This is a genomic window from Ectothiorhodospira variabilis (assembly GCF_022227625.1).
GTDB lineage: Bacteria > Pseudomonadota > Gammaproteobacteria > Ectothiorhodospirales > Ectothiorhodospiraceae > Ectothiorhodospira > Ectothiorhodospira haloalkaliphila.
Genome location: NZ_JAJNAO010000025.1, coordinates 1 through 21853, shown reverse-complemented (window position 1 = coordinate 21853; position 21853 = coordinate 1). Strand labels below are relative to the sequence as shown.

General features: G+C 63.9%; 21 protein-coding genes and 1 pseudogene. 7 read left to right on the top strand and 15 right to left on the bottom strand.

Features of this window, described 5'->3' with window-relative positions:
- Positions 1-297: 297 nt before the first annotated feature.
- On the bottom strand, positions 298-1506 hold the full coding sequence (tyrS, locus tag LPW30_RS15000) for a tyrosine--tRNA ligase (protein ID WP_239681260.1): 1209 nt from the start codon (positions 1504-1506) through the stop codon (positions 298-300).
- Between the two features lie 147 nt (positions 1507-1653).
- Between tyrS and LPW30_RS14995 the strand changes: the two genes are divergently transcribed.
- Positions 1654-2778 (top strand): anhydro-N-acetylmuramic acid kinase, encoded by a 1125-nt coding sequence (locus LPW30_RS14995; protein ID WP_239681259.1) that lies wholly within the window; start codon positions 1654-1656, stop codon positions 2776-2778.
- Here LPW30_RS14995 and LPW30_RS14990 read toward each other — a convergent pair.
- The 5 genes from LPW30_RS14990 to argC form a co-directional block, all read right to left on the bottom strand.
- Complete coding sequence (locus LPW30_RS14990; protein ID WP_238625237.1) at positions 2775-3410, bottom strand: tetratricopeptide repeat protein; 636 nt, start codon at positions 3408-3410, stop codon at positions 2775-2777. The genes LPW30_RS14995 and LPW30_RS14990 overlap by 4 nt on opposite strands.
- 9 nt (positions 3411-3419) lie before the next feature.
- Positions 3420-3782 carry an iron-sulfur cluster insertion protein ErpA gene (gene erpA / locus LPW30_RS14985; RefSeq protein WP_025280766.1) on the bottom strand — a complete coding sequence of 121 codons (363 nt, stop codon included), beginning with the start codon at positions 3780-3782 and terminating at the stop codon, positions 3420-3422.
- A 79-nt stretch (positions 3783-3861) separates the two neighbouring features.
- Positions 3862-4350 carry a bactofilin family protein gene (locus tag LPW30_RS14980; protein ID WP_239681258.1) on the bottom strand — a complete coding sequence of 163 codons (489 nt, stop codon included), beginning with the start codon at positions 4348-4350 and terminating at the stop codon, positions 3862-3864.
- Positions 4351-5106, bottom strand: a complete 756-nt coding sequence (locus tag LPW30_RS14975; RefSeq protein WP_239681257.1) for a DUF6776 family protein — start codon at positions 5104-5106, stop codon at positions 4351-4353.
- A 3-nt stretch (positions 5107-5109) separates the two neighbouring features.
- Positions 5110-6144, bottom strand: a complete 1035-nt coding sequence (argC, locus tag LPW30_RS14970; RefSeq protein WP_274520825.1) for an N-acetyl-gamma-glutamyl-phosphate reductase — start codon at positions 6142-6144, stop codon at positions 5110-5112.
- A 171-nt stretch (positions 6145-6315) separates the two neighbouring features.
- Between argC and LPW30_RS14965 the strand changes: the two genes are divergently transcribed.
- Positions 6316-6825, top strand: a complete 510-nt coding sequence (locus tag LPW30_RS14965; RefSeq protein ID WP_239681256.1) for a TlpA family protein disulfide reductase — start codon at positions 6316-6318, stop codon at positions 6823-6825.
- 21 nt (positions 6826-6846) lie between these two features.
- Here the strand turns inward: LPW30_RS14965 and ptsP are convergent, their stop codons facing one another.
- Positions 6847-9120 (bottom strand): phosphoenolpyruvate--protein phosphotransferase, encoded by a 2274-nt coding sequence (gene ptsP / locus LPW30_RS14960; RefSeq protein WP_025280761.1) that lies wholly within the window; start codon positions 9118-9120, stop codon positions 6847-6849.
- Positions 9121-9162: 42 nt separating this feature from the next.
- Entirely contained in the window at positions 9163-9687 is a 525-nt protein-coding gene (locus LPW30_RS14955) for an RNA pyrophosphohydrolase (protein ID WP_025280760.1), read from the bottom strand.
- A 164-nt stretch (positions 9688-9851) separates the two neighbouring features.
- Between LPW30_RS14955 and LPW30_RS14950 the strand changes: the two genes are divergently transcribed.
- Positions 9852-10517 (top strand): histidinol-phosphatase, encoded by a 666-nt coding sequence (locus tag LPW30_RS14950; protein WP_025280759.1) that lies wholly within the window; start codon positions 9852-9854, stop codon positions 10515-10517.
- A 107-nt stretch (positions 10518-10624) separates the two neighbouring features.
- Here the strand turns inward: LPW30_RS14950 and rd are convergent, their stop codons facing one another.
- Positions 10625-10789 carry a rubredoxin gene (gene rd, locus LPW30_RS14945; protein ID WP_025280758.1) on the bottom strand — a complete coding sequence of 55 codons (165 nt, stop codon included), beginning with the start codon at positions 10787-10789 and terminating at the stop codon, positions 10625-10627.
- A gap of 89 nt (positions 10790-10878) precedes the next feature.
- On the opposite strand from rd, the gene thiD reads away from it, so the two are divergent.
- The 4 genes from thiD to LPW30_RS14925 all read left to right on the top strand — a co-directional run bounded on the left by thiD (position 10879) and on the right by LPW30_RS14925 (position 14609).
- Entirely contained in the window at positions 10879-11715 is an 837-nt protein-coding gene (gene thiD, locus LPW30_RS14940; RefSeq protein WP_238625233.1) for a bifunctional hydroxymethylpyrimidine kinase/phosphomethylpyrimidine kinase, read from the top strand.
- Positions 11705-12358 carry a thiamine phosphate synthase gene (gene thiE, locus LPW30_RS14935; RefSeq protein ID WP_238625231.1) on the top strand — a complete coding sequence of 218 codons (654 nt, stop codon included), beginning with the start codon at positions 11705-11707 and terminating at the stop codon, positions 12356-12358. Before thiD ends, thiE begins: the two co-directional genes overlap by 11 nt.
- Positions 12359-12494: 136 nt before the next feature.
- On the top strand, positions 12495-13775 hold the full coding sequence (gene hemL / locus LPW30_RS14930) for a glutamate-1-semialdehyde 2,1-aminomutase (RefSeq protein ID WP_025280756.1): 1281 nt from the start codon (positions 12495-12497) through the stop codon (positions 13773-13775).
- Positions 13776-13814: 39 nt separating this feature from the next.
- Entirely contained in the window at positions 13815-14609 is a 795-nt protein-coding gene (locus tag LPW30_RS14925; RefSeq protein ID WP_238625230.1) for a sulfite exporter TauE/SafE family protein, read from the top strand.
- Here LPW30_RS14925 and LPW30_RS14920 read toward each other — a convergent pair whose 3' ends face one another.
- The 6 genes and pseudogenes from LPW30_RS14920 to LPW30_RS14895 form a co-directional block, all read right to left on the bottom strand.
- Positions 14610-14990 carry a thioredoxin family protein gene (locus LPW30_RS14920; protein ID WP_025280754.1) on the bottom strand — a complete coding sequence of 127 codons (381 nt, stop codon included), beginning with the start codon at positions 14988-14990 and terminating at the stop codon, positions 14610-14612.
- Positions 14991-15077: 87 nt separating this feature from the next.
- Positions 15078-15659: an LON peptidase substrate-binding domain-containing protein gene (locus tag LPW30_RS14915; protein ID WP_026623672.1), complete on the bottom strand. Its 582-nt coding sequence runs from the start codon at positions 15657-15659 to the stop codon at positions 15078-15080.
- Positions 15659-16312, bottom strand: coding sequence for a flavin prenyltransferase UbiX (locus tag LPW30_RS14910; RefSeq protein WP_025280752.1), 654 nt, complete (start codon positions 16310-16312; stop codon positions 15659-15661). The genes LPW30_RS14915 and LPW30_RS14910 overlap by 1 nt, the downstream gene beginning before the upstream one ends.
- 74 nt (positions 16313-16386) lie before the next feature.
- On the bottom strand, positions 16387-18726 hold the full coding sequence (locus LPW30_RS14905) for a putative bifunctional diguanylate cyclase/phosphodiesterase (RefSeq protein WP_239681255.1): 2340 nt from the start codon (positions 18724-18726) through the stop codon (positions 16387-16389).
- A 182-nt stretch (positions 18727-18908) separates the two neighbouring features.
- Positions 18909-21254 carry a putative bifunctional diguanylate cyclase/phosphodiesterase gene (locus LPW30_RS14900; RefSeq protein ID WP_239681254.1) on the bottom strand — a complete coding sequence of 782 codons (2346 nt, stop codon included), beginning with the start codon at positions 21252-21254 and terminating at the stop codon, positions 18909-18911.
- Positions 21255-21350: 96 nt separating this feature from the next.
- Positions 21351-21767 (bottom strand): annotated as a pseudogene (locus LPW30_RS14895) (efflux RND transporter permease subunit); the annotation flags it as partial.
- Positions 21768-21853: the final 86 nt, after the last annotated feature.

Sequence of the window (21853 nt, the reverse complement as noted above, 5' to 3'; positions counted from 1 at the left end):
TCACTTTTTTGAAACTATTTTGAAATACGACACAAAAACAATGACTTGAAAACACTACCCACAACACCTACACCCCTCCCCCTCATCCCCAGCCCTTCTCCCCCAGGGGGGAGAAGGGTGCATGAGGCCCTCAACCCACCAGGGAGAGAAGAGAGAATGAGCCCCTCAACCCGCCGGAGATACAAGCGAGAATGCCCCCCTCAACAGGCCGGAGATACAAGCGAGAATGAGCCCCTCGACCCGCCGGGGAGAGGGGTTGGGGTGAGGGGGAAGAAAGGGGCCTTTGCAGCTTTCACCTTAACCCTCAGGCGTCAGCGTCACCCGGGCAAAACGGCGCTTGCCGACCTGGAAGACCGCCGCGCTGCCGGCGGGTAGGCGCAAGGCCGTGTCTTCCAGGCGTTCACCGTCCATGCGCACCGCGCCCTGGCGGATCATGCGCAGCGCATCGGAGGTGCTGCCCACCAGGCCGGCCTGCTTGAGCAGGTTGGCCACAGGCAATCCATCCGCCGGAGCCGCCAGGGACACCTCAGGGATTTCGTCGGGCATGGCGCCCTTCTGGAAGCGCTGTATGAAGGCCTGCCTGGCCTGCTCGGCGGCAGCGGCACCATGGAAGCGGGTCACCAGTTCCTCACAGAGCAGGAATTTCACATCCCGAGGGTTGGTGCCCGCCTCGATGTCACGTCGATACCCCTCCACCTCGGACATGGGGCGGAACGACAGCAGTTCGAAATAGCGCCACATCAAGTCGTCGGAAATGGACATGAGCTTGCCGAACATTTCGTTGGGGGGCTCCTGCACGCCCACATAGTTGCCCAGGGACTTGGACATCTTCTGCACCCCATCCAACCCCTCGAGAATCGGCATGGTCATGACCACCTGGGGGGGCTGGCCAAACTGCTTCTGCAGCTCCCGGCCGACCAGCAGATTGAACTTCTGATCCGTGCCGCCCAGTTCCACATCGGCCTTGAGATGCACCGAGTCGTAGCCCTGCACCAGGGGGTAGAGAAACTCATGAATGGCGATGGGCTGCCCGCCGGTGTAACGCTTGTGAAAGTCATCCCGCTCCAGCATGCGGGCCACCGTATGCCGGGAGGCCAACTGGATCATCTCGGCAGAGCTCATGCTGCCCATCCAGTGGGAGTTGAAGACGATGGTGGTGCGCTCCGGGTCCAGCACCTTGAAGATCTGGTCCTCATAGGTGCGTGCATTGGCGGCCACCTCATCCGGGGTCAGCGGCGGGCGAGTGGTGTTTTTGCCGCTGGGGTCACCGATCATGCCGGTGAAGTCGCCGATCAGGAACAGCGTCTCGTGCCCCAGGTCCTGGAATTGACGCAGCTTGTTCAGCAATACCGTATGACCCAGGTGGAGGTCTGGCGCCGTGGGATCAAAGCCAGCCTTGACCCGCAGCGGGCGGCCAATCTTCAATCGTTCCGTGAGCTCACTCTCCAGTAGCAATTCATGGCACCCTCGCTTGAGGGTCTCGATCTGCTCGTCAACCTGCGTCATGTGCTTCCTCGTTTTTTCGGTAATACGGCCCTATATAGTGAGAGGCAGAGGGCCTCGGGCCGAGGTCGCCGGCATGATAACCAATGCCGCAGGCGAGCACACCTTGCCGCCCCCTTCCTCGAAACCACCACAACCGGGAGCCTTCACATGGCGGAATACTTCATCGGCCTGATCTCAGGCACCAGCATGGACGGTATTGATACCGCACTGGTCGCGTTTGACCACACGGGCGCACATTGTGTGGCCAGCCATGGGCACCCCATCCCTCACACGGTCACGGAAGGCCTGCGCAGGCTGGCAGACCCGAGCCAGGCCGCCTGCATGGATGAACTGGGATCTCTGGATGTAACGCTGGGGGAGGTCCTGGCTGAGGCCGTGCTGTGCCTGCTGGAAGACGAACATCTGGATCCCAGCGACATCGTTGCCATTGGCAGCCATGGCCAGACAGTACGGCACCGCCCCGGCGGCAAGCCCCCCTTCTCCCTGCAGATCGGCTGCCCCCATCACCTGGCCGAACGCACGGGACTGACGGTGGTGGCGGATTTTCGGCGCCGGGACATAGCAGCGGGCGGCGAAGGCGCGCCACTCGTGCCCGCGTTTCATCGCGCCATGATGCGCTCGAAAACAGAAGATCGGGTCATCCTCAACCTGGGGGGCATTGCCAACATCACGGTACTACCCGCTGACGAGGGAGCCCCGCTGCAGGGTTTTGATACCGGCCCGGCCAATGCCTTGATGGATGCGTGGATACGCCACGAAAGAGGTCAACCCTGGGATGCACAGGGTGACTGGGCTGCGGGCGGCGAAGTGGACGACCCTCTGCTGGCATCCATGCTGGGGGATCCGTATTTCATGCAACCGCCACCGAAGAGCACTGGCACGGAGTATTTCAATCTTCAGTGGATCAAGAAGCAGCTACAGATGGCCGACCGGCACATCCCGGCCCGCAACGTTCAGCGCACCCTGGCGGAATTGACGGTGGCAAGTGCCAGTGACGCCATCATCCGTCACGCTTCCAGTGCGCAACGGGTGCTGGTGTGCGGGGGAGGCGTTCACAACCGGGCCGTGATGGAGGGCCTCGGCCGACGACTGCCGAACGCCACCGTGGAGTCCACCGAAGCCGTTGGGTTGTCGCCCGACTGGATCGAAGCCATGGCCTTCGCCTGGCTGGCCCGGGAGACCCTGGCCGGGCGGCCGGGCAATGTGCCTTCGGTCACTGGCGCCCGAAAGGCGGTGGTGCTCGGCAGCATTCACCCCGGAGAGGTGGTTTAAGTGGCCACCGGTGCGGGTTGGGCATCGGCTCTCGTCCCCGGCGCCCATTCGCGGGCGAGGCGACGCGCCTCCTCAATCTGAGCCGCGGTCATGCCCTGGGCAAACCGGTCGCGATTTTCCCGGGCCAGCTCATACCCCTGAGCTGCTGCCAATTCCGACCACATGTAGGCCAGAACCTGATCCTGGCGCACCCCATTGCCATTGGCATGCAGAACGCCCAGGTTGCACTGGGCCGAGGGATTTTCCAGATCGGCCGCCAGCCGATACCAATGGACTGCCTGAGCCGGGTCCTCGGCCACACCGCGCCCATGGAGGTACATGAAGGCCAGATTGCACTGAGCATTGGTGCTGCCCTGATCCGCCGCCAGGCGGTACCAGTGCACCGCCTTGCCATCATCCTGCTCGACCCCCTGCCCCTTTACATACATCAGGGCCAGGTTGCTCTGGGCATGCACATCACCCTGCTCCGCTGCCTTTAGATACCAGGCCACGGCCTTTTCCGCGTCCTGTGGCACGCCGTAACCCTTGGCATACATGTAACCGATGTTGAACTGCCCCGTGCAATGACCGAAAAGCGCCATGAGGCGATACCAGCCAAAACGCACCAGGGCCATCAGGCGGCTCGGATCCATGCCCTGACCTCAAACGGAGAAGGAAGAACCACACCCGCAGGTCGTGGTGGCGTTCGGGTTGCGAATGACGAACTGGGCGCCTTCCAGGCTTTCCGTGTAGTCAATCTCGGCCCCCAGCAGATACTGGTAGCTCATGGGATCGATCAGCAGGGTGACGCCCCCCTTCTCGACGGAGGTATCACCGTCGTTGACGTCTTCATCAAAGGTGAAGCCATACTGGAAGCCGGAGCAGCCGCCGCCGCTCACAAAGACGCGCAACTTCAATGAGGGATTGTTCTCCTCGTCAATCAGGGCCTTCACCTTGGCGGCAGCCGAATCGGTGAAATTCAGCGGGCTGGGCATGGTGTCGTTGGTGGTTTCGGTTGCAGTCATGAATCTGCCTCTCCGTAATCGCGGTTGATGTGCCCGAACCGGGCCTTGGTGGTACGCTAGCATTCGCCCAGAGAAACGGTCAAGAATGCGCGCTCCCGGAGGAAACCCCCGACACAGGCTTTTCTGCCCCGCCTTCCCGAGATGGCGGTTCGGTGCCGTGGGATTCACCGGGCACTTTAAGATGCTCCAGCCTCAGGGCCTCCTTGCTCTGGTGCACCAGATTACCATTGACCTCGGCTCCCATGGCCATCTCGATGAGCGTGTAATACACATTGCCCGTGACCTGGGCACCGGAAGAGAGTTCAACACGCGCATTGGCGTGCACATCCCCCTCGACCGAACCACTGATGACCACCCGAGGCACCTTGACGTCGCCCTTGATGACTGCGCCCTCGTTGATCACCAGCAGGGCATCCTCATCCTGGTCATCGGCGCTGATATTGCCATGGATGGTGCCCTCAAGGTGCATGCCACCGGAAAAGCGGAGATCCCCCTCGATGACACTGTTGCGACCCAGGATGGTATCCACCCGGGCCACCTTCATTTTCTTCTTGCGTCGAGACAACATTCAAGAGTCTCCTTCGTTAAACAGCGATGACCAGGTCTCGCGCTGTTGCACCGACCGGGCATGCGAGCCCTCCGGTTCCACACTGACCATCAAGGCCTCGGGGATCACATCGCCGGGCAGATGCAGGCGACCGCTGACCACCTGAAAGTAACGGAATGAAAACGGCCGGCCATCTGCCTCGCCGGGCACGAGATCGCCATGCTCAAGCTGGATCGACTCGCCGTTTCGCCGCCCCTCCAGTTGCAGGTTCACCCTGCCCTCGAGGGATCGATTGCCCTGAACCTGCGTCAGCACCAACTGGTACCGGTACGCCCCCGGCACATCGGCCGGGGTCAACTGCACCTTATGAATGTGCAGGCCACGCTCAAGTTCGTCAGGAGAAACGATATTGCGGTAGAAATCCACCTCTTCGGTCAATTCATGGATGCGCCGTTCCAGTCCCTGGATGTCCAGCCGCACCCGATTGGACACTTCCCGTTCCACGGTCAATTCGCGCTGTAGCAGGGCGTTGTCCTGTCGCAACTGGCGGTTTTCACGGCCCAGCACGGCCACCCGTTCACGCAAATCACGCAACTCCGTCTTGGCGCTGCCGTAATCGCCCCCTCCCAGAGCATACCCCAGGTGATACAACTGCCACCCGGCCCCCAGCACCAGCAAAACCAACACCAACCTGACCACAGTACGCAGCCAGGGATTGCGATACTCCACGTGATATCCCGTGGAAAGATCCGGCAACCCCTTGCGCCAGCGCACCATGGATCAGGGCAACACGGCAATGGCCTCGAGCCCGCGCGTCTCGGGCAAGCCAAACATCAGGTTCATGTTCTGGATGGCCTGTCCCGAAGCCCCCTTCACGAGATTGTCGATTACCGAGACGACCACAGCGGTGTCGGCACCGCCGGGGCGATGCACCGCCAACCGGCAGAGATTGGTGCCACGCACGCTGCGCGTCTCCGGCTGACTTCCGGCAGGCAGGACATCCACGCAGGGTTCATCCCGGTAACGCTGTTCATAAACCGATTGCAGATCCACTTCCACGTGCGCCAGCGTGGCATAGAGGGTGGCCAGGATGCCACGGATCATGGGCACCAGGTGAGGCACGAAGGTAAGCTGGGGCACGCTGCGGGCCGCCAGGCTCAGGGTCTGCAGGATCTCGGGAAGGTGACGGTGACCGGCCACGCCGTAAGCCTTGAAGTTTTCCGAGGCCTCGCACAGCAGCGATCCCACCTGGGCCTTGCGCCCTGCCCCGCTGACACCGGACTTGGCGTCGGCCACCAGACGCAGCGGATCCACCAGCTGCTGCTCCAGCAGCGGCAGGAATCCAAGGGTGACGGCGGTGGGATAACACCCCGGCACCGCCACCAGGCGTGCCTCCGGGATCTGGGCCCGGTTCAACTCCGGCAGGCCATAGACCGCCTCCCCCAGCAACTCGGGGGCCCCGTGGGGCTGGTTGTACCAATGCTCCCAGACCTGCGCATCCTTGATGCGAAAGTCGGCGGAAAGATCGATGACCCGGGTGCCCCGTTTGAGCAATTCCGCAGCCATGGCGTGTGCCACGCCGTGCGGGGTGGCGAAAAACACCACATCGCATTCGCCCAGCGCAGCGGGATCAGGCTCCTGGAAGACCAGATCGCACTGGCCGCGCAGATTGGGGAACAGTGCATCGAGCCGCTCGCCCGCATTGCCTCGGGAGGTGACCACTGCTGGCTCTGCCTCGGGGTGCGCCAGCAGCAGACGCAGCAGTTCCACCCCGGTATAGCCGGTCGCACCGACAACGCCCACCCTGACCACCATTTCACCTCCACTCGCTAACGATCATTCAGGCGGCAGACCCGCCCGCGTGTCGATATCATAACAAACCTGCAGGCTGCACGGCGTGCCGAGCGGGACAACATGGCGAAACTCCGGTCCCGCCGTTTATGATGCAGGGCCGAGACATCCATCGCTCATAGGAACCGCAACACCGTGAAGAAAAGAGACGTATTCATCGGAATCTTCGTCCTGGCCCTGACCGGAGCGCTGCTGGCCCTGTGGCTGGCCCCCGAGGGGGGGCGCACCGCCCCGCAAGTGGAGATGGAAACCCTGGACGGTTCCACCCTGCACCTGGCGGATCTGCAGGGGCAGCCGGTGCTGCTTACCTTCTGGGCCACCACCTGCCCTTCCTGCGTGGAAGAAATCCCGCATTTCAACCAGCTCAAGGCGGAGTACGGGGAGCGGGGCCTGCAAGTGATTGGCGTGGCCATGCACTACGACCCGCCCGCACAGGTGGCAGAGATGGTGCGCCGGCGAAACGTGAACTATACCGTCGCCCTGGACCGTGATGACCAGGTAGCCTCGGCGTTTGGCAATGTGCAACTCACGCCCACCACCTTCCTGATCTCCCCCCGGGGACGCATTGCCTATCAGAAGATGGGCGATCTGGATTGGGAGCGGGTGGAAAAACACCTGGACAGGTGGCTGCCAGCCCGGAGCTGATCCGGCCCCAGCCGACCGTGCTCAGGCCTTGCCGGCCCTCACCAGCCCCCCCAGGCCGGCCTGTACCAGGGCATTATCCAGCAACGCCCGGATAGCCGCCGGCTCCTCCATCCTGACGCACTGTCGCAGCAACTCCCGGCAGCGCTCCCTGGAGAAGCTGCGGATCACCCATTTCACCCGGGCCAGGGCCGCCACGTTGACACTCAGGGCATCGATCTCCATGCCCAGCAACAGGATCACCGAGGCCGGATCCGCCGCCATCTCTCCGCACACACTGATGGTCTTGCCCGCCCGGTGAGCGCCCTGGGCCGTCTGGTCCAGGGCGTGTAGCACCGCCGGGTGCAAGCCGTTGTACAGATCGGCCACCCGTGGGTTGTTACGATCCACTGCCAGTAGGTACTGCACCAGGTCATTGGTGCCCACGGAGAGAAAATCCACCCGCCGGGCCAGGGCCTCGGACAGGTAGACAGCCGACGGCACCTCCACCATCACCCCCACCTTGGGCACCGGGATCACATAGTGTTCATCCAGCAGCTCATCCCGGGCCCGTTGCAGCAACTGCATGGCCCCCTTGAGCTCCCCCAGGGAACTGATCATGGGGAACAGGATGTGAAGATTGCTCAGACCCTGGCTGGCACGCAGCATGGCCCGCAGCTGGGTGAGGAAGATCTCCGGGTGATCCAGGGTGATGCGGATGCCCCGCCAGCCCAGGAAGGGGTTGTCTTCCGTCACCGGGAAATAAGGCAGGGCCTTGTCGCCACCCACGTCCAGGGTGCGCAGGGTCACCGGGCGGGGGTTGAATGACTTGAGGATCTCCCGGTAGATCTGGGTCTGCTCGTCCTCACCGGGGAACCGCTCCCGGATCATGAAGGGCACTTCCGTGCGATACAGGCCGATTCCGTCGGCACCGGACTGGATGGAGGGAGCGATGTCCGCCAGCAGACCGCTGTTGGCATACACTGGCACCTCCACACCATCCTGGGTGATGGCCGGCTCCTGGGCCAGGTCGCGAAGGCCCTCGGCCAGTTCCTTCTCCTCGTCCTGCAGGTGCTTGAATTCTTCCAGCAGTTCCGCCGTGGGCTGGATGTAGAGATTGCCCCGGTAACCATCCACGACGATCTGCCGGCCTTCCAGACGCCCCACGGGCAGGTCTGCCACCCCCATGACGGCGGGGATGCCCATGGCGCGAGCCAGGATGGCCACATGGGAGGAGCCCGTACCCCGCGATGAGACCACCGCCGCCAGCCGGTCCGGCGGAACCTCCGCAAGCTGGGTGGCGGTCACGTCCTCGCCCAGGAGGATGGTGTGCTCCGGAAACTCCTCCGGCTCCCGCACATGGGATTGCAGACGCATGAGGATGCGCCGGCCGATATCTCGCACATCCGACGCACGCTCCCGCAGATAGGGATCGTCCATGTCCTCGAAATTACGGGTGCTCTCGCGCACCGTGTCCCGCAGGGCGGCCGGGGCCCAGCTGCCGCCACGGATGCGGTCCACCGTGCCATTCACCAGGCTGTCGCTGCCCAGCATCATCACATAGGCATCGAACAGCAATCGCTCTTCCATGGGCAGTACGTCTTCCATGCGGTCCTTGATCTCGATGAGTTCATCCTGAACCTCCTTGACCGCCTCGCGAAACGCTGTCTCCTCGTTCTCGACGGACTCTGCGTCCCGGTCGGGTACGGACTCCAGATCCGCCAGGGCATAGGCCACCACTCCCTGCCCCACGGCGACGCCGGCAGCCCCGGGGATGCCGGCGATCTGCAGGTTATCCTGCTGGATCTCCTCGCGGCGTTTGCCCACCTCACCAATCAGTTCGGCGTGGCTGATGGCCCCTGCCAGCTGGGCCGCCAGCGTGATGAGAAAGGCCACGTGCTCATCATCGAACCGCCGCCGCTCCCGCTGCTGCGCCACCAGCACGCCCAGCAGACGCCGGTTATGAATGATGGGCACACCCAGGAAGGCGTGATAGCGCTCCTCGCCGGTCTCGGGAAAATACTTGAAGCGGGGATGGTCGGGTGCATTCTCCAGGTTCACCGGCTCGGCCCGCTCGGCCACCAACCCTACCAGGCCCTCGCCGGTGTTCATCACCACCGTCCCCACGGAATCGGGGTTCAGGCCCTCCGAGGCCATCAGCAACAGGCGCTGACCATTGGCCTCCGGCTCACGCAGATAGACGGAACAGACATCAATGGTCAGCTCCTGCTTGACCCGGCGAACGATGATCTCCAGCGCCTCTGCCAGGTTACTGGCGGCGCCAACCTCCAGGACGATCCGTCTGAGTACATGCAGCATGCGCGGGGCCAGGGGTGATGAGCCGCTCGTGCGGCCCGTGGATCAAAGCCGGCGGGGACGATAGTGCCGCTCGGCAGGACAGGAGGGTACGTCCTCCTGAAACAGCAAAGGCGCCAGTTCCTTGAGCGCCCGACGGTAGACATGGCGCTTGAAGAACACCACCTCCCGCATGGGGTACCAGTAATCGACCCAGCGCCAGGAATCGAACTCCGGGTGGGGTGCTGCATCCAGTCGCACGCAGCTGTCTTCGCCCACCAGACGCAGCAGAAACCACACCTGCTTCTGGCCAATGCACACCGGGTTGGAGCGGCGTCGGATCAAATGCTTGGGCAGCCGATAGCGGAGCCAATGGCGGGTACACCCCACAATCTCCACATGACAGGCTTCCAGACCCGTCTCCTCGGCCAGCTCTCGATACATGGCCTGGGTGGGTGTCTCATCCCGACGGATGCCCCCTTGCGGAAACTGCCAGGACTGCTGCCCGATGCGCTTGGCCCAGAACAGGCGTCCATCCTGGTTACACAGGATGATACCCACGTTCGGCCTATAGCCATCACAATCAATCACTTACGCAGCCACCTGAAAGCCGTTCGTTGCCCTGCATTTTTCCATAAGCGGGGCGGATCGGCAAATAACACACAATCCCGGCGGATAGACCGCCGCGCGTGGCAGCCGGGCACCCGGATCAGTTAACATCACACGCCCCCCATCATCACCACAAGGAGAAGCCTGTGAGCCTCGCCCTGTTCGACCTGGACAACACCCTGCTGGCGGGAGACAGCGACCACGAGTGGGGCCAGTTCCTGGTGGATCTGGGCATCGTGGACAGAAGCCAATACGAGGACCTCAATCACCGCTTCTACGAGCAGTATAAGGCGGGCACCCTGGATATCCGGGAATTCTGCCGTTTTTCCTTCGCGCCGCTGGCCGCTCACCCGCTGGATCAACTGCAGGGATGGCGAGATCAGTTCATTCACGAGCGCATCACGCCCATGATTGCCCCGGGCGCCGAAAACCTGCTGACGGAGCACCGGGAGGCTGGCGATGAACTGGTGATCATCACGGCCACCAACCGCTTTGTCACCGAACCCATCGCCCGCCTGCTGGGTGTGGAGCACCTGCTGGCCACCGAGCCCCACTTCGAGGGCGGTCGCTATACCGGTGAACTCCAGGGCGTGCCCTGCTTCCAGGGAGGCAAGGTCACCCGTCTGGAACAGTGGCTGAACACCCAACCCGGACGGGCGCTGGACGGCAGCTGGTTCTACAGCGACTCCCACAACGACCTGCCGCTGCTGGAGCGGGTGGAACACCCCGTCGCCGTGGATCCCGACGAGATCCTGGCAGACACCGCCCGAGCCCGGGGCTGGAAGCAGATCTCGCTGCGCGATACGGCCTGAACACAGGACTCCCTGATAGGGGTCGGGAGCTGGCCTGCCAGCGAATCGGTGAGGCAGACCTGGTGCCACCCCCTCCGCGGGCGAGGCCCGCTCCCACCCTTACCGGATCAGGAAGCCATCTCCTCGAAATCGGACTTGGCTGCACCACATTCCGGGCAGACCCAGTCTTCAGGCACGTCGGCCCACGCGGTACCAGGCGGAATACCATCGTCAGGCAGTCCCTCTGCCTCATCGTAGATGAACCCGCAGATCACGCATTGATATTTTTTCATCGCTGACACTCCTCCGATGACGGCCAACCCGCAATGAGGTGGCATGGCCAGGTGGTACACTGTAATCAAATCAAGTTGGGGAGCTTAGCATGATCGATCAGCCATCGGTTCCCGTCGTCATGACCCTGGCGGGCAACGATCCCACCGGTGGTGCCGGCATCCAGGCAGACATCGAATCCATCATCAGCATGGGCTGCCATCCGGCGCCCGTAATCACCGCCATCACGGTGCAGGACACCGCCAGGGTGATGGGCTTCGCCCCCCTGGACGCGGAACTCATCATCCACCAGGCTCGGGCCGTGCTGGAGGACATGCCGGTGGCGGCCATCAAGATCGGCCTGCTGGGATCCATAGAGGCGGTGCAGGCAGTACACACCCTGCTGAGCGACTACCCGGATCTGCCGGTGGTGCTGGATCCGGTGCTGGCCTCCGGTAGCGGCACCGCACTGGCCGACGAGGAAATCATCGACGGCATCCTGACCCTGCTGGCCCCGTTCACCACCCTCATGACGCCCAATAGCCTGGAGGCCCGCAACCTGGCCACCGGCTCGGACACCCTGGACGCCTGCGCCATGTCGTTGCTGGATCAAGGCACGGAATACGTGCTTATCACCGGCACCCACGAAAAGACCGGCAGGGTGCACAACACGCTCTACGGCAATCATCGCCGCCTGGACACCTTCACCGTGGATCGCCTGGAGGGTCATTTCCATGGCTCGGGTTGCACCCTCTCCTCGGCCATCGCTGCCCTGCTGGCCCAGGGGACCGTCCCCAGTGCCGCCGTACACGAAGGCTTGAACTACACCTGGAACACCCTGCGCCACGCCCACCGCCTGGGCATGGGGCAGATGATCCCCAATCGACTGTTCTGGGCTGGAGAGAACATTGAGGATGACCCCAACGACCAGACCCGCCATGCCGACTGAAGCCAACCCCCTCCACACCGGCCTCGCCGGCCTGTACGTGATCACCCCCGCCGACCTGGGCGCACAGCTTGAAACCATGGTGGGTCAGGCCCTGGATGGCGGCGCCCGGGTGGTGCAGTACCGGGACAAGACCACGGATCATTCGCGCCGTCTGAGCGAAGCCCGGGCCCTTGTGTCCCTGTGCCAGGAACACGGAGCACTGCTCATCATCAACGACGATGTGGAGCTGGCCCGGGCCTGCGGTGCCCATGGCGTACACATCGGCCTGGAAGACAGCCCCCTGCGGCGCGCCCGGGAGCGTCTGGGAGCCGATGCCATCATCGGCGTCTCCTGCTACAACCGTCTGGACCTGGCCCACGAGGCCCAGGAACAGGGCGCCGATTACGTGGCCTTTGGCTCGGTCTTCCCCTCCGCCACCAAGCCCGAGGCGGTCCACGCGCCGTTGTCGCTGCTGAGCCGTGCGCGATCGGAACTGCACCTGCCCATTGCGGCCATCGGCGGCATCACCGAGCAGAATGCCGGGCAGGTCTTCCACGCCGGGGCCCACATGGCGGCGGTGATCCAGGGCGTGTTTGGCGCCACCGATGTGCGGGCCGGCGCAGCACGGATTGCCGCCACGGCACGCCCGGAAGGTTGCACCTGACCCACCGATCAAGCCCGTTTCCAGGGGCGTGCAGCCTGCCCCCGGTTTTGCAGGGACATCCATATCGAGTATCTTGTCCCCCTTCAAGGTTTTGCCCAGTCACTTTCACCAAGCCCAACAAGCGAAAGATCACCCCATGACAAAATCCCACGATCTCTTCCAGGCAGCCCAGAAGCACATCCCCGGTGGCGTCAACTCGCCGGTCCGCGCCTTCAAGGGCGTCGGTGGCGACCCCATCTTTGTCGAGCGTGCCCAGGGCGCCTACATGTACGACGCCGACGGCAAACGCTACATCGATTACGTCGGTTCCTGGGGTCCGATGATCGTCGGCCACGCCCACCCGGAAGTCATCGCCGCTGTGCGCGAGGCTGCTCTCAACGGCCTGTCCTTCGGGGCACCCACCGCCATCGAGACGGAAATGGCCGACCGGGTCTGCGAACTGGTGCCGTCCATGGAGATGGTGCGCATGACCAGCTCCGGCTCGGAAGCCACCATGAGCGCCATCCGCCTGGCACGCGGTTTCACGGGGCGGGACAAGATCCTCAAGTTCGAGGGTTGCTACCACGGTCACGGCGATTCGCTGCTGGTCAAGGCCGGCTCCGGGGCACTGACCCTGGGCGTGCCCAACTCCCCCGGCGTACCCGCCTCCCTGGCGGAACACACCCTCACGGTGAGCTTCAACGACATCGAGCAGGTGCAAGAGATCTTCTCCCAGTACGGCAACGAGATCGCCTGCATCATCGTGGAACCGGTGGCCGGCAACATGAACTGCGTGCCGCCGGCGCCGGGTTTCCTGGAAGGCCTGCGCAGCGTCTGTGACGACCACGGCGCCCTGCTGATCTTCGACGAAGTGATGACCGGCTTCCGCGTGGCACTGGGCTGCGCACAGGCCCTTTACAACGTCAAACCCGACCTGACCACCCTGGGCAAGGTCATCGGCGGTGGCATGCCGGTGGGCGCCGTGGGCGGTCGTCGCCAGGTGATGGAGTACATGTCGCCGCTGGGCCCCGTGTACCAGGCAGGTACGCTCTCCGGTAACCCCATCGCCATGACGGCCGGCCTGAAGACCCTGGAGATCCTCTCCGCATCGGGTTTCCACGACGATCTGTCCGCCAAGACCGAAACCCTGGTCAACGGCATCCTGGACGAGGCGAAAAAGGCTGGCGTCCCCATGACCGCCAACCGTGTGGGCGGCATGTTCGGTCTGTTCTTCACCGACCAGCCCCAGGTGGCCAACTTCCAGGAAGTGGGCCGTTGCGACACGGAACGCTTCGGCAAGTTCTTCCATGCCATGCTGGACAAGGGTGTCTACCTGGCCCCCTCTGCCTTCGAAGCTGGCTTCCTCTCTGCCGCCCACAGCGCCGAGGACCTGGAAGAAACCATCCGCAAGGCGGGCGAAGTGCTGCAAAGCCTTTAAGTCGGGGCTGATACCCGGGGTCTTCCCCGGGTGGATGATATGTGGGACATCCTCGCCTATCTGGCACTGGGGGCCTTCACCGGCGTGGTGGCGGGCCTGCTGGGGGTGGGCGGTGGCCTGATCATCGTGCCGGTACTGGTGTGGCTGTTCACGCGCCAACAGGTGGACAGTGGAATCATCACCCACCTGGCCATCGGCACCTCCCTGGCCACCATCATCCCCACAGCCATTGCCTCCACCCTGGCGCACCATCGCCATGGCGCGGTGCAGTGGCAGGTGATCCGGCAGATGGCGCCCGGCGTCATGCTCGGTGCCCTGGCCGGGGCCACCCTGGCAGAATTCATGAGCGCCGTATTGCTGCGGCAGGTCTTCGGGGTATTCGAGATCCTGATGGGGATCTATCTGCTCATGAGCCTGCCGCCCAGACCGGGCAGACAGCTACCCGGACCTGCCGTGCTCAACACCGGCGGCGGGATGATCGGTGGGGTATCGGCCCTGCTGGGCATTGGCGGCGGCACCCTGATGGTGCCCTTCATGGTGTGGTTCAACATCCATTTGCGCCACGCCATCGCCACCGCCGCAGCCACCGGCCTGCCCATCGCCCTAGCGGGCACTGCCGGATTCATGATTCACGGATGGGGGCACGCGGCGCTGCCCGCCTTCAGCAGCGGTTATGTGCACTGGCCGGCCTTTGCCGGCATTGCCCTGGCGGCCTTTTTCACTGCCCGCATCGGCGCCTGGCTTACCCACCGCCTGCCGGTGAAACTCGTGCGGCGGGTGTTTGCCCTGCTGCTGATCGGGCTGGGCTTGAGAATGATCGGGGTCGGGGGCTGATCAGCCCTGATCCTCGCCTGAGTCCGGTCCGGTTTCCATTTTGCTGCGCACGTCATCCATGTCCAGCGCGGCCACCTTCTCCAATACCTCATTGAGCTGACTGGCCGAGAGCATGCCCGGCTGGTTGAAGACGATGATTTGCTCGCGGAAGATCATCAAGGTGGGGATGGAGCGGATCTGGAACAAGGCCGCCAGTTGCTGCTCCTCTTCGGTGTTCACCTTGCCGAACACCACGTCGGGGAACTGCTCGGAGGCCTCTTCGAAGATGGGGGCGAAGGCCCGGCACGGGGCGCACCAGGGGGCCCAGAAATCCAGGATCAGCGTACCGCTGTCACGGATCGCGGCCTCCAGGCGGTCCTGGGTAATATCAATGACGGCCATGTTCAGGCCTCCTGAGTCGGTATCTGGCCGGGCAAGATGCAGGCCACGGGGCCCGTTGTCAACGTCGAGCCCGCGCCGAACGCAGGCTCAGGGCTGCAGTTGCAAGCCCATCATGGCATCACGCAGACGGAACAGGCGGGCCAGGTGATCATCCATCTCCAGCATGGCCTGCTTTTCCTTCAGATCCAGGGGCATCAACTCCGCCAGGCGGGCGCCCACCCAGCCGGCCTGATCGTAATGCCCATGCAGCAACCCATAAGGCGGCGGTAACTGTTCCACCAGGCGCTGAAGCAGACCCGACAGGGGCAGAAATTCCTCCGGCAGACCGACTTCAGGCGGCCACTCCACTGCTTCCACCTCCCCCATGAGCAGACGGTCCTTGCGGGCCCAGGTGGTTTCCACCCGGAAACGGCTCTCACCCATCACCGTGATCCCCAGCAACCCATCGGCGCGGCGATCCCAATCGACAATGCGCCCCCAGGTGCCCATGGTGTGCACCTGGGCCGCCCCGGCCACCTCGGGCCCCTCGCGGATCAGACAGACACCAAAGGGGCTCTCGGTACGCATGCACTGGCGCACCATGTCGATGTAGCGGGTCTCGAAGATCCGCAGCGGCAACACGCCGCCCGGGAACAGCACCGTGTTGAGCGGAAACAGAGGCAGTTCCATCACTCCACTCCCCCGGCCTCGCGGCCCGTATCATGGTCGGCATCCCGCCCCCAGCGGCGGACCAGGGCGTTGGGCACCCCGAGATGATCCAGCACCCGGGAGACAATGAAATCCACCAGGTCATCCACGCTCTGGGGCCGATGGTAGAACGCGGGATTGGCGGGCAGGATCACGGCCCCCATGCGGCTCAGCCGCAGCATGTGTTCCAGATGAATCTCCGAGAAGGGCGTCTCGCGCACCACCAGCACCAGCCGGCGCCGCTCCTTCAGGGCCACGTCGGCGGCGCGCTCGATCAGGGAGCGACTGGCACCACCCGACACCGCCGCCAGGGTGGCGGTGGTACAAGGGCAGATCACCATGGCATCGGGAGGAGAGGAGCCACTGGCCACCGGGGCGGTCCACTGCTCCCGGTCAAACACCTGCAACTGTCCCGGAGCAGCCCCGAAACGTTCGGAGAGAAAGCGCTCCATCTCCCGGGGCCTGCCCGGCAGTGACAGATCCGTTTCCATGCTCAACACCACCTGGGCAGGCCGGGACACCATGAGATAGACCCGCACACCCGCATCCAGCAGGCATTGCAACAGACGCAGGCCATATTGGGCACCAGATGCGCCGGTCATGGCCAGGGCCACTGTCCCGGGGGTATCAGCCACGTAGGACTCCTTCAAAGGCAGTCGATGATCGGGTCCCGGCAACGGGACAGCCATCCCTGCATCATACTCAGTCTTCAGGAACGGGTCACATACCCACGGGCCAGCAGGGGCTGACACTGATTCGCCGGCATGGGACGGGCATAGAGGTAGCCCTGGGCCTGTCCACACCCCCGTGTCCTGAGCCAGTCGGCCTGGGCCTGGGTTTCCACGCCCTCGGCCACACAGTCCAGCGACAGGCTTTCGGCCAGGGCCAGCACCGCGCTGGCGATCATCTCGGCCTCATCGCTGGATTCCAGGTCCTTCACGAACCGGGCATCCAGCTTCAGGGCATGCACCGGGAAACGCCGCAGGTAGGCCAGCGACGAGTAGCCGGTACCGAAATCGTCCACCGACAAACGCACGCCCAGTCGCCGCAGGCGACCGAGTGTCTCGGCCGCGGCATCCATGTCCTCCATCAGGCCGCTTTCGGTAAGCTCCAGTTCCAGGGCCTGGGCCGGCAACCCGGCCTGGCTCAGGGCCCACTGCACCCGCGCGATCACGTCCGCCTGGTACAACTGCACGGTGGACAGATTCACCGCCACGGTCAGATCCCGCCAGCCCGCATCCCGCCACCGCCGGGCCTGAAGACAGGCTTCCCGCAGCACCAGGTCACCAATGGCAATGATGCTGCCATTGGCCTCGGCCCTGGGTATGAACTGCCCCGGTGGAACCCAGCCCCGCCTGGGATGCTGCCAGCGCAGCAAGGCCTCGAAACTGACGATGCGGCCGGATTCCAGCGCCACCTTGGGCTGATAGTGCAGCTCGAACTGACCCTGGGCCAGGGCCTGCTCCAGGTCATGATCCAGCTCCAGGGCCTCCGTATGACGATCGAGCAGGCCCGGCTCGAAGACGCACATGCGCTGACCCAAGGTGGCCTTGGCGTGTTCCAGGGCGAGCCCGGCATGAACCAGTAGTTGCGAGGCATGATCGGGATAGGGGGGACACAGCACCACCCCCAGATGGGCTGCCACTTCGATGCGACGCTCCCCCACCTGGAAGGGCTCATCCAGGGTGGAAAGCAGATCACGCGCCAGCAAAGTGATATCCGACAGGCGTGAATCCTTGCACACCACCAGGCCAAACTGGTCGCCGTAGACCCGTGCCGCGAGTACATCCGCTCCAACCTTTTCCACCAGGCGCCGTGCAAACATTGTCAGCACCTGATCGGCCACCGCATCGCCCCAGATGCGATTGAGTTCGGCAAACCCTTCCAGGTCCATCAAGTAAAGGCAAAGTGGCCATTGGTTGGTCCGAGCCTCGGCCAACCGATCCTCCAGCCGCTCATGGAAGCAGCCACGGTTGGGCAGGCGAGTAAGGGCGTCATGACGCGCCATGTACGCGATCCGCTCCGTTGCCTCCTGGTGCTGGCGGTAGCGCTGCACCAGATCCCTGGCCACCAGCAGGGACAGGCCCATGGTCAACACCGTGAGCAACAGGATGAAGAACGTCCACAGGGCCAGTCGCTCGCGGCTCCTTTCCTTTTCTGCCCGGGCGTTTTCCATGATGTGCTCCGACAACCTTATCTCCATTTCCCGCAGGGCATCCACACGGGCACTGGTGATGCGAAACCACTCCACGGCGTCCAGGTGTTGGGGCTGGCTGGCGTCACCATTCTCGATGATGGCAGCACGGGCCGCCATCAGGGCCTGGTGATCCGCTCGGGATTCCAGTTCCAGAAGGGCATTGCCATGCTCCAGCGGGGCCAGGGCCAGAAAGTGGCTGCGTTGCTGATCCTGAATGGCCAGATTGCTGGAATAGCGATAAAAGACGTTGCGATCACGGCGGGCTGCATTGAGCCAGGCACTGCCCAGGGCCCGCTCCAGGCCCGCGTGCTCCTTGAGCAGGAGCAGTGGCCGATAGGCATGAAGCAGCGCGGGCGTCTGTGCGTGAACGCGACCCTCGGGCGCGTGAGAGGCCACCAGGATCAACCGTCGAATCACGCTGCTGTAGGGTGGCAGAACCTCCAGCGGCTCCAGCCGCTGATGATCCACCTGCCGACGGTGGTTCTCCAGGGCATCCAGCTCAGGGCACAACCTCCGCACCAGTTGTGCGACAGCGCCCACCTGCTCGGGATCCACCCGGCTGACCTGATCACGAAAGCGCTCCAGCGCCTGATCGGTTTCGTCCCGGGCGGCCTTGAGAATGGTCAGAAACTCCTGATCCGGCCCACTCAGGTAGCCAGCCGAACTGCCCCGCTCCACCTGCAGGGCATGGATCAGCACCTTGGCTTCCCAGGCCAGCGAGGCCGTGGCCAGGGCATGCTCCATGTGCCGAGCATCACCCTGCCGCCCACCCAGGGCCAGCACGGCCATCAATACGAACGCGGCAACGGGAATCGCGACGGCCAAGGTGATACGCGGCCCCAGCCTTTCCATGCCCCCTCCCACATGATCAGATCCCGGCGACAGGCACCCTTGGGTGCCCCACACCCTACGCTCACGGACAATCCGTCAGCCCGCCCACCATTTTTTGAGCCTGAGAATAACATCCCCGGTGCGGTGGCGGCCGGACACCCGCGCAGCCGGTCGTTTCAGCCTCCCGGACGTGCCGGTTCAGATCACCGCTGCCCCAACCAGAGGACAAACTCGTCCGGGGGCATGGCTGGGGCATACAGATATCCCTGTCCCAGCCGGCACCCCCGCTCCCTCAGCCAGTCGGCCTGGGCCTGGGTTTCCACGCCCTCGGCCACGGAGCGCAGGGACAGGCTTCGAGCCAATCTCAGCACCGCAGAGGCAATCATGCGCGACTCGTCGCTGGACTCCAGATCGCTGACAAAGCGCTTGTCCAGTTTCAGTCCCTGCAAGGGGAAGCGGCGCAGATAGGCCAGCGACGAATAGCCCGTGCCAAAGTCATCCACGGACAGGCTCACTCCCAGGCCCCTCAGGCGTTCCAGAGCCTCCGTGGCGGCGTTCATGTCCTCCATCAGGCCGGTCTCGGTCAGCTCCAGCTCCAGTGCCTCGGGGGGCAGACCGGTCTCGACCAGGGCCTGGCGCACCCGTGCCACGATGTCGGCCTGATAGAGTTGCAGGGTGGCCAGGTTGACGCCCACGGTCAGGTCCGGGCAAAGGCCCTGACGCCAGGCTTGAATCTGTGCACAGGCCTCGCGCAGGACATGGTCACCGATCTCGATGATGGTGCCGCTGGTTTCGGCCCGGGGGATGAACTCATCCGGCGACACCCAACCACGCCTTGGGTGATACCAGCGCAACAGGGCCTCCAGACTGACAAGGCGACCGGTTTCCAGATCCAGCTTGGGCTGATAGTGCACCTGAAACTCGCCCCTTTCCAGGGCCTTTTCCAGATCCCGATCCAGATCCACCAGGGCTGCATGCCGTTCCAGCATCCTGGGTTCGAAGCGACGGTAGCGCTGACGCGGACTGGACTTGGCGTATTCCACCGCAAAGCCGGCGTCGGACAGCAGTTCCGAGGCATGCCGGGGAAAGGGCGGACAGGCCACCACGCCGATGTTGCCGCGCATTTCGATCCGCCGCCGCCCCACCTGAAAGGGCTCATCCAGGCAGGCGAGCAACCGCTGAGCGAACGCCTCCCCGCCCTCGGCGGCGTCCAGTCCCGACGCGGACTCAGAAGGCCCTATCACAACACCGAACTGATCCCCATAGATGCGCGCCAGCAGCGCGTCCGGATGCAGTAACCCGCGCATCCGCTCGGTCACCTGCACCAGCACCTGATCGGCGACGGATTCACCCCAGATCCGGTTGACCTCCGAAAACCCCTGCAGGTCCATGAGATAAAGGGTCATGGAACTCCCCTCAGGGCGCGCCGCTTCCAGCCGCTGGTCCAGCAACTCGGTGAAGTGACTCCGGTTAGGAAGGTGAGTGAGGGTGTCGTGGCGAGCCAGCCAGGCCACCCGCTCCATGGCATGAAGGCGTTCCCGGTGGCGCTTGAGCAGACCACGGGCGATGGCCACCGAAAGGGTCACCGTGGACAGCAGCAGCATCAGGGCGATCCCCAGCAAGACCATGAACTCCTGACGGGCCTCCCGCTCTGCCCGTGCGGCGGCAACGCGAATCTCGGCAGTCAGGTCCTGTTCCATGTGTCGCAATTGATCGACACGCTCGCGGGTGACCCCATACCAGCGCATGACATTCAGATGCTCAGGCTTGCCGGCAGATCCATGGTTGATCATGGCCGCGCGGGCGGCCAGCAGTTCCTGATGGGCCGGCAAGGACTCCAACTCCAGCAGGGCATCACGGTGACCCGGCGGGGCCAGGGACATGAACTGCTGACGCTGCAGATCCTGAATGGCCACGCTGCTCAGGAAACCATGAAACACCCGCCGATCGGGCTGAAAGGCTCCCAGCCAGGCATTGCCCAAGGCACGCTCGCGAGCCGCATGCTCCTTGAGGAGCAACAAGGGGCGGTAAGCGTTGAAGAGCGCCGTGAGCTGTGCATCGGCATGCGCTTGAGGGGTGTGAGAGACCATCAGGATGAGCCGCTGAATCAGACGGTCATACGCCGGCAGCAACTCCAGGGGGTGCAACGCCTGCTGGTTCACCAGGCTGCGGATTTGTGCCAGGCTGCGCAGGTCCTCACCCATCCTGTCCAGCAGGGTGTGTGGTGGAAGGCCCTCCTGCCCGCTGGCCAGTTGCTCCCACCGTTCCCGAAACGGCTCGATCAGTCCATCGGTGGCGTCACGGGCCTCCTCCAGGATGTACCAGAATTCGTTATCCAGGCCGCTGAGATAACCCACCGAATCGGCCCGCTCATCCTGCAGGGCGTGCACAAGGGCCTTGCCCTCCGTGGCCAGGGCGGCCATGTCTCCGGTGGTGGCCATGTCACGACCGACCCGCTCGCGCTCACCCAGGGCGATACCCGCCATGATGAGAAAGGCCACCACCGGGATGGCGATGGCCAATGCGATGCGAAACCCCAGCCTGTCCATGAGCCCTCCTCTCAGATCCTTAAGCACGGCAGCCACTCCGGATCTTCACGCGAGATCTGCATTTTACGCGAGATCAAGAGCCAGGGCTCTCCGACTTCACACCTCCGCCGGTCCGTGTTGATGATCGAGGGCATCGATGCGACGGCCGGTATCACCGGGCGAACCCGTGCGTCGGGCCAGGGTCTGGTAGGCCACCGGCACCACGAACAGGGTGAACAGGGTCGCGAACAACACCCCGGAAAATACCACCGTGCCGATCACGAACCGGCTTTCCGACCCCGGACCACTGGCCAGAATGAGCGGCAGCGTACCCATCACCGTGGTGGCAGCAGTCATCAGTACCGGCCGCAAACGAATGCGGGCCGCCTCCACCAGGGCCTCGCCGAAGGTCTGCCCCGCATCCCGCAGCTGGTTGGTGAACTCCACGATCAGGATGCCATTCTTGGCGGCCAGGCCAATGAGCATCACGATGCCGATCTGACTATGAACTACTCCCGCCAAGCCTTTCAGGCTATGGCGTGAGTTTCGCGCTTCACGGGGCGTGCCGGATCATCCGGGGATGATCCGGTCTTACCACCCTCCACGCATCGGCCACGTTC

Excerpts from the sequence above, each read along its gene's own strand:
- LPW30_RS14980 (WP_239681258.1), bottom strand. The coding sequence starts at position 4,350 with ATGTTGTCTCGACGCAAGAAGAAAATGAAGGTGGCCCGGGTGGATACC.
- LPW30_RS14900 (WP_239681254.1), bottom strand. The coding sequence starts at position 21,254 with ATGGACAGGCTGGGGTTTCGCATCGCATTGGCCATCGCCATCCCGGTG.
- LPW30_RS14920 (WP_025280754.1), bottom strand. The coding sequence starts at position 14,990 with ATGGCCGTCATTGATATTACCCAGGACCGCCTGGAGGCCGCGATCCGT.
- LPW30_RS14990 (WP_238625237.1), bottom strand. The coding sequence starts at position 3,410 with ATGGATCCGAGCCGCCTGATGGCCCTGGTGCGTTTTGGCTGGTATCGC.
- rd (WP_025280758.1), bottom strand. The coding sequence starts at position 10,789 with ATGAAAAAATATCAATGCGTGATCTGCGGGTTCATCTACGATGAGGCA.
- LPW30_RS14995 (WP_239681259.1), top strand. The coding sequence starts at position 1,654 with ATGGCGGAATACTTCATCGGCCTGATCTCAGGCACCAGCATGGACGGT.
- LPW30_RS14905 (WP_239681255.1), bottom strand. The coding sequence starts at position 18,726 with ATGGAAAGGCTGGGGCCGCGTATCACCTTGGCCGTCGCGATTCCCGTT.
- erpA (WP_025280766.1), bottom strand. The coding sequence starts at position 3,782 with ATGACTGCAACCGAAACCACCAACGACACCATGCCCAGCCCGCTGAAT.
- argC (WP_274520825.1), bottom strand. The coding sequence starts at position 6,144 with ATGGTGGTCAGGGTGGGCGTTGTCGGTGCGACCGGCTATACCGGGGTG.
- LPW30_RS14975 (WP_239681257.1), bottom strand. The coding sequence starts at position 5,106 with ATGGTGCGCTGGCGCAAGGGGTTGCCGGATCTTTCCACGGGATATCAC.
- hemL (WP_025280756.1), top strand. The coding sequence starts at position 12,495 with ATGACAAAATCCCACGATCTCTTCCAGGCAGCCCAGAAGCACATCCCC.
- ptsP (WP_025280761.1), bottom strand. The coding sequence starts at position 9,120 with ATGCTGCATGTACTCAGACGGATCGTCCTGGAGGTTGGCGCCGCCAGT.
- thiE (WP_238625231.1), top strand. The coding sequence starts at position 11,705 with ATGCCGACTGAAGCCAACCCCCTCCACACCGGCCTCGCCGGCCTGTAC.
- tyrS (WP_239681260.1), bottom strand. The coding sequence starts at position 1,506 with ATGACGCAGGTTGACGAGCAGATCGAGACCCTCAAGCGAGGGTGCCAT.
- thiD (WP_238625233.1), top strand. The coding sequence starts at position 10,879 with ATGATCGATCAGCCATCGGTTCCCGTCGTCATGACCCTGGCGGGCAAC.
- LPW30_RS14915 (WP_026623672.1), bottom strand. The coding sequence starts at position 15,659 with ATGGAACTGCCTCTGTTTCCGCTCAACACGGTGCTGTTCCCGGGCGGC.
- LPW30_RS14925 (WP_238625230.1), top strand. The coding sequence starts at position 13,815 with ATGTGGGACATCCTCGCCTATCTGGCACTGGGGGCCTTCACCGGCGTG.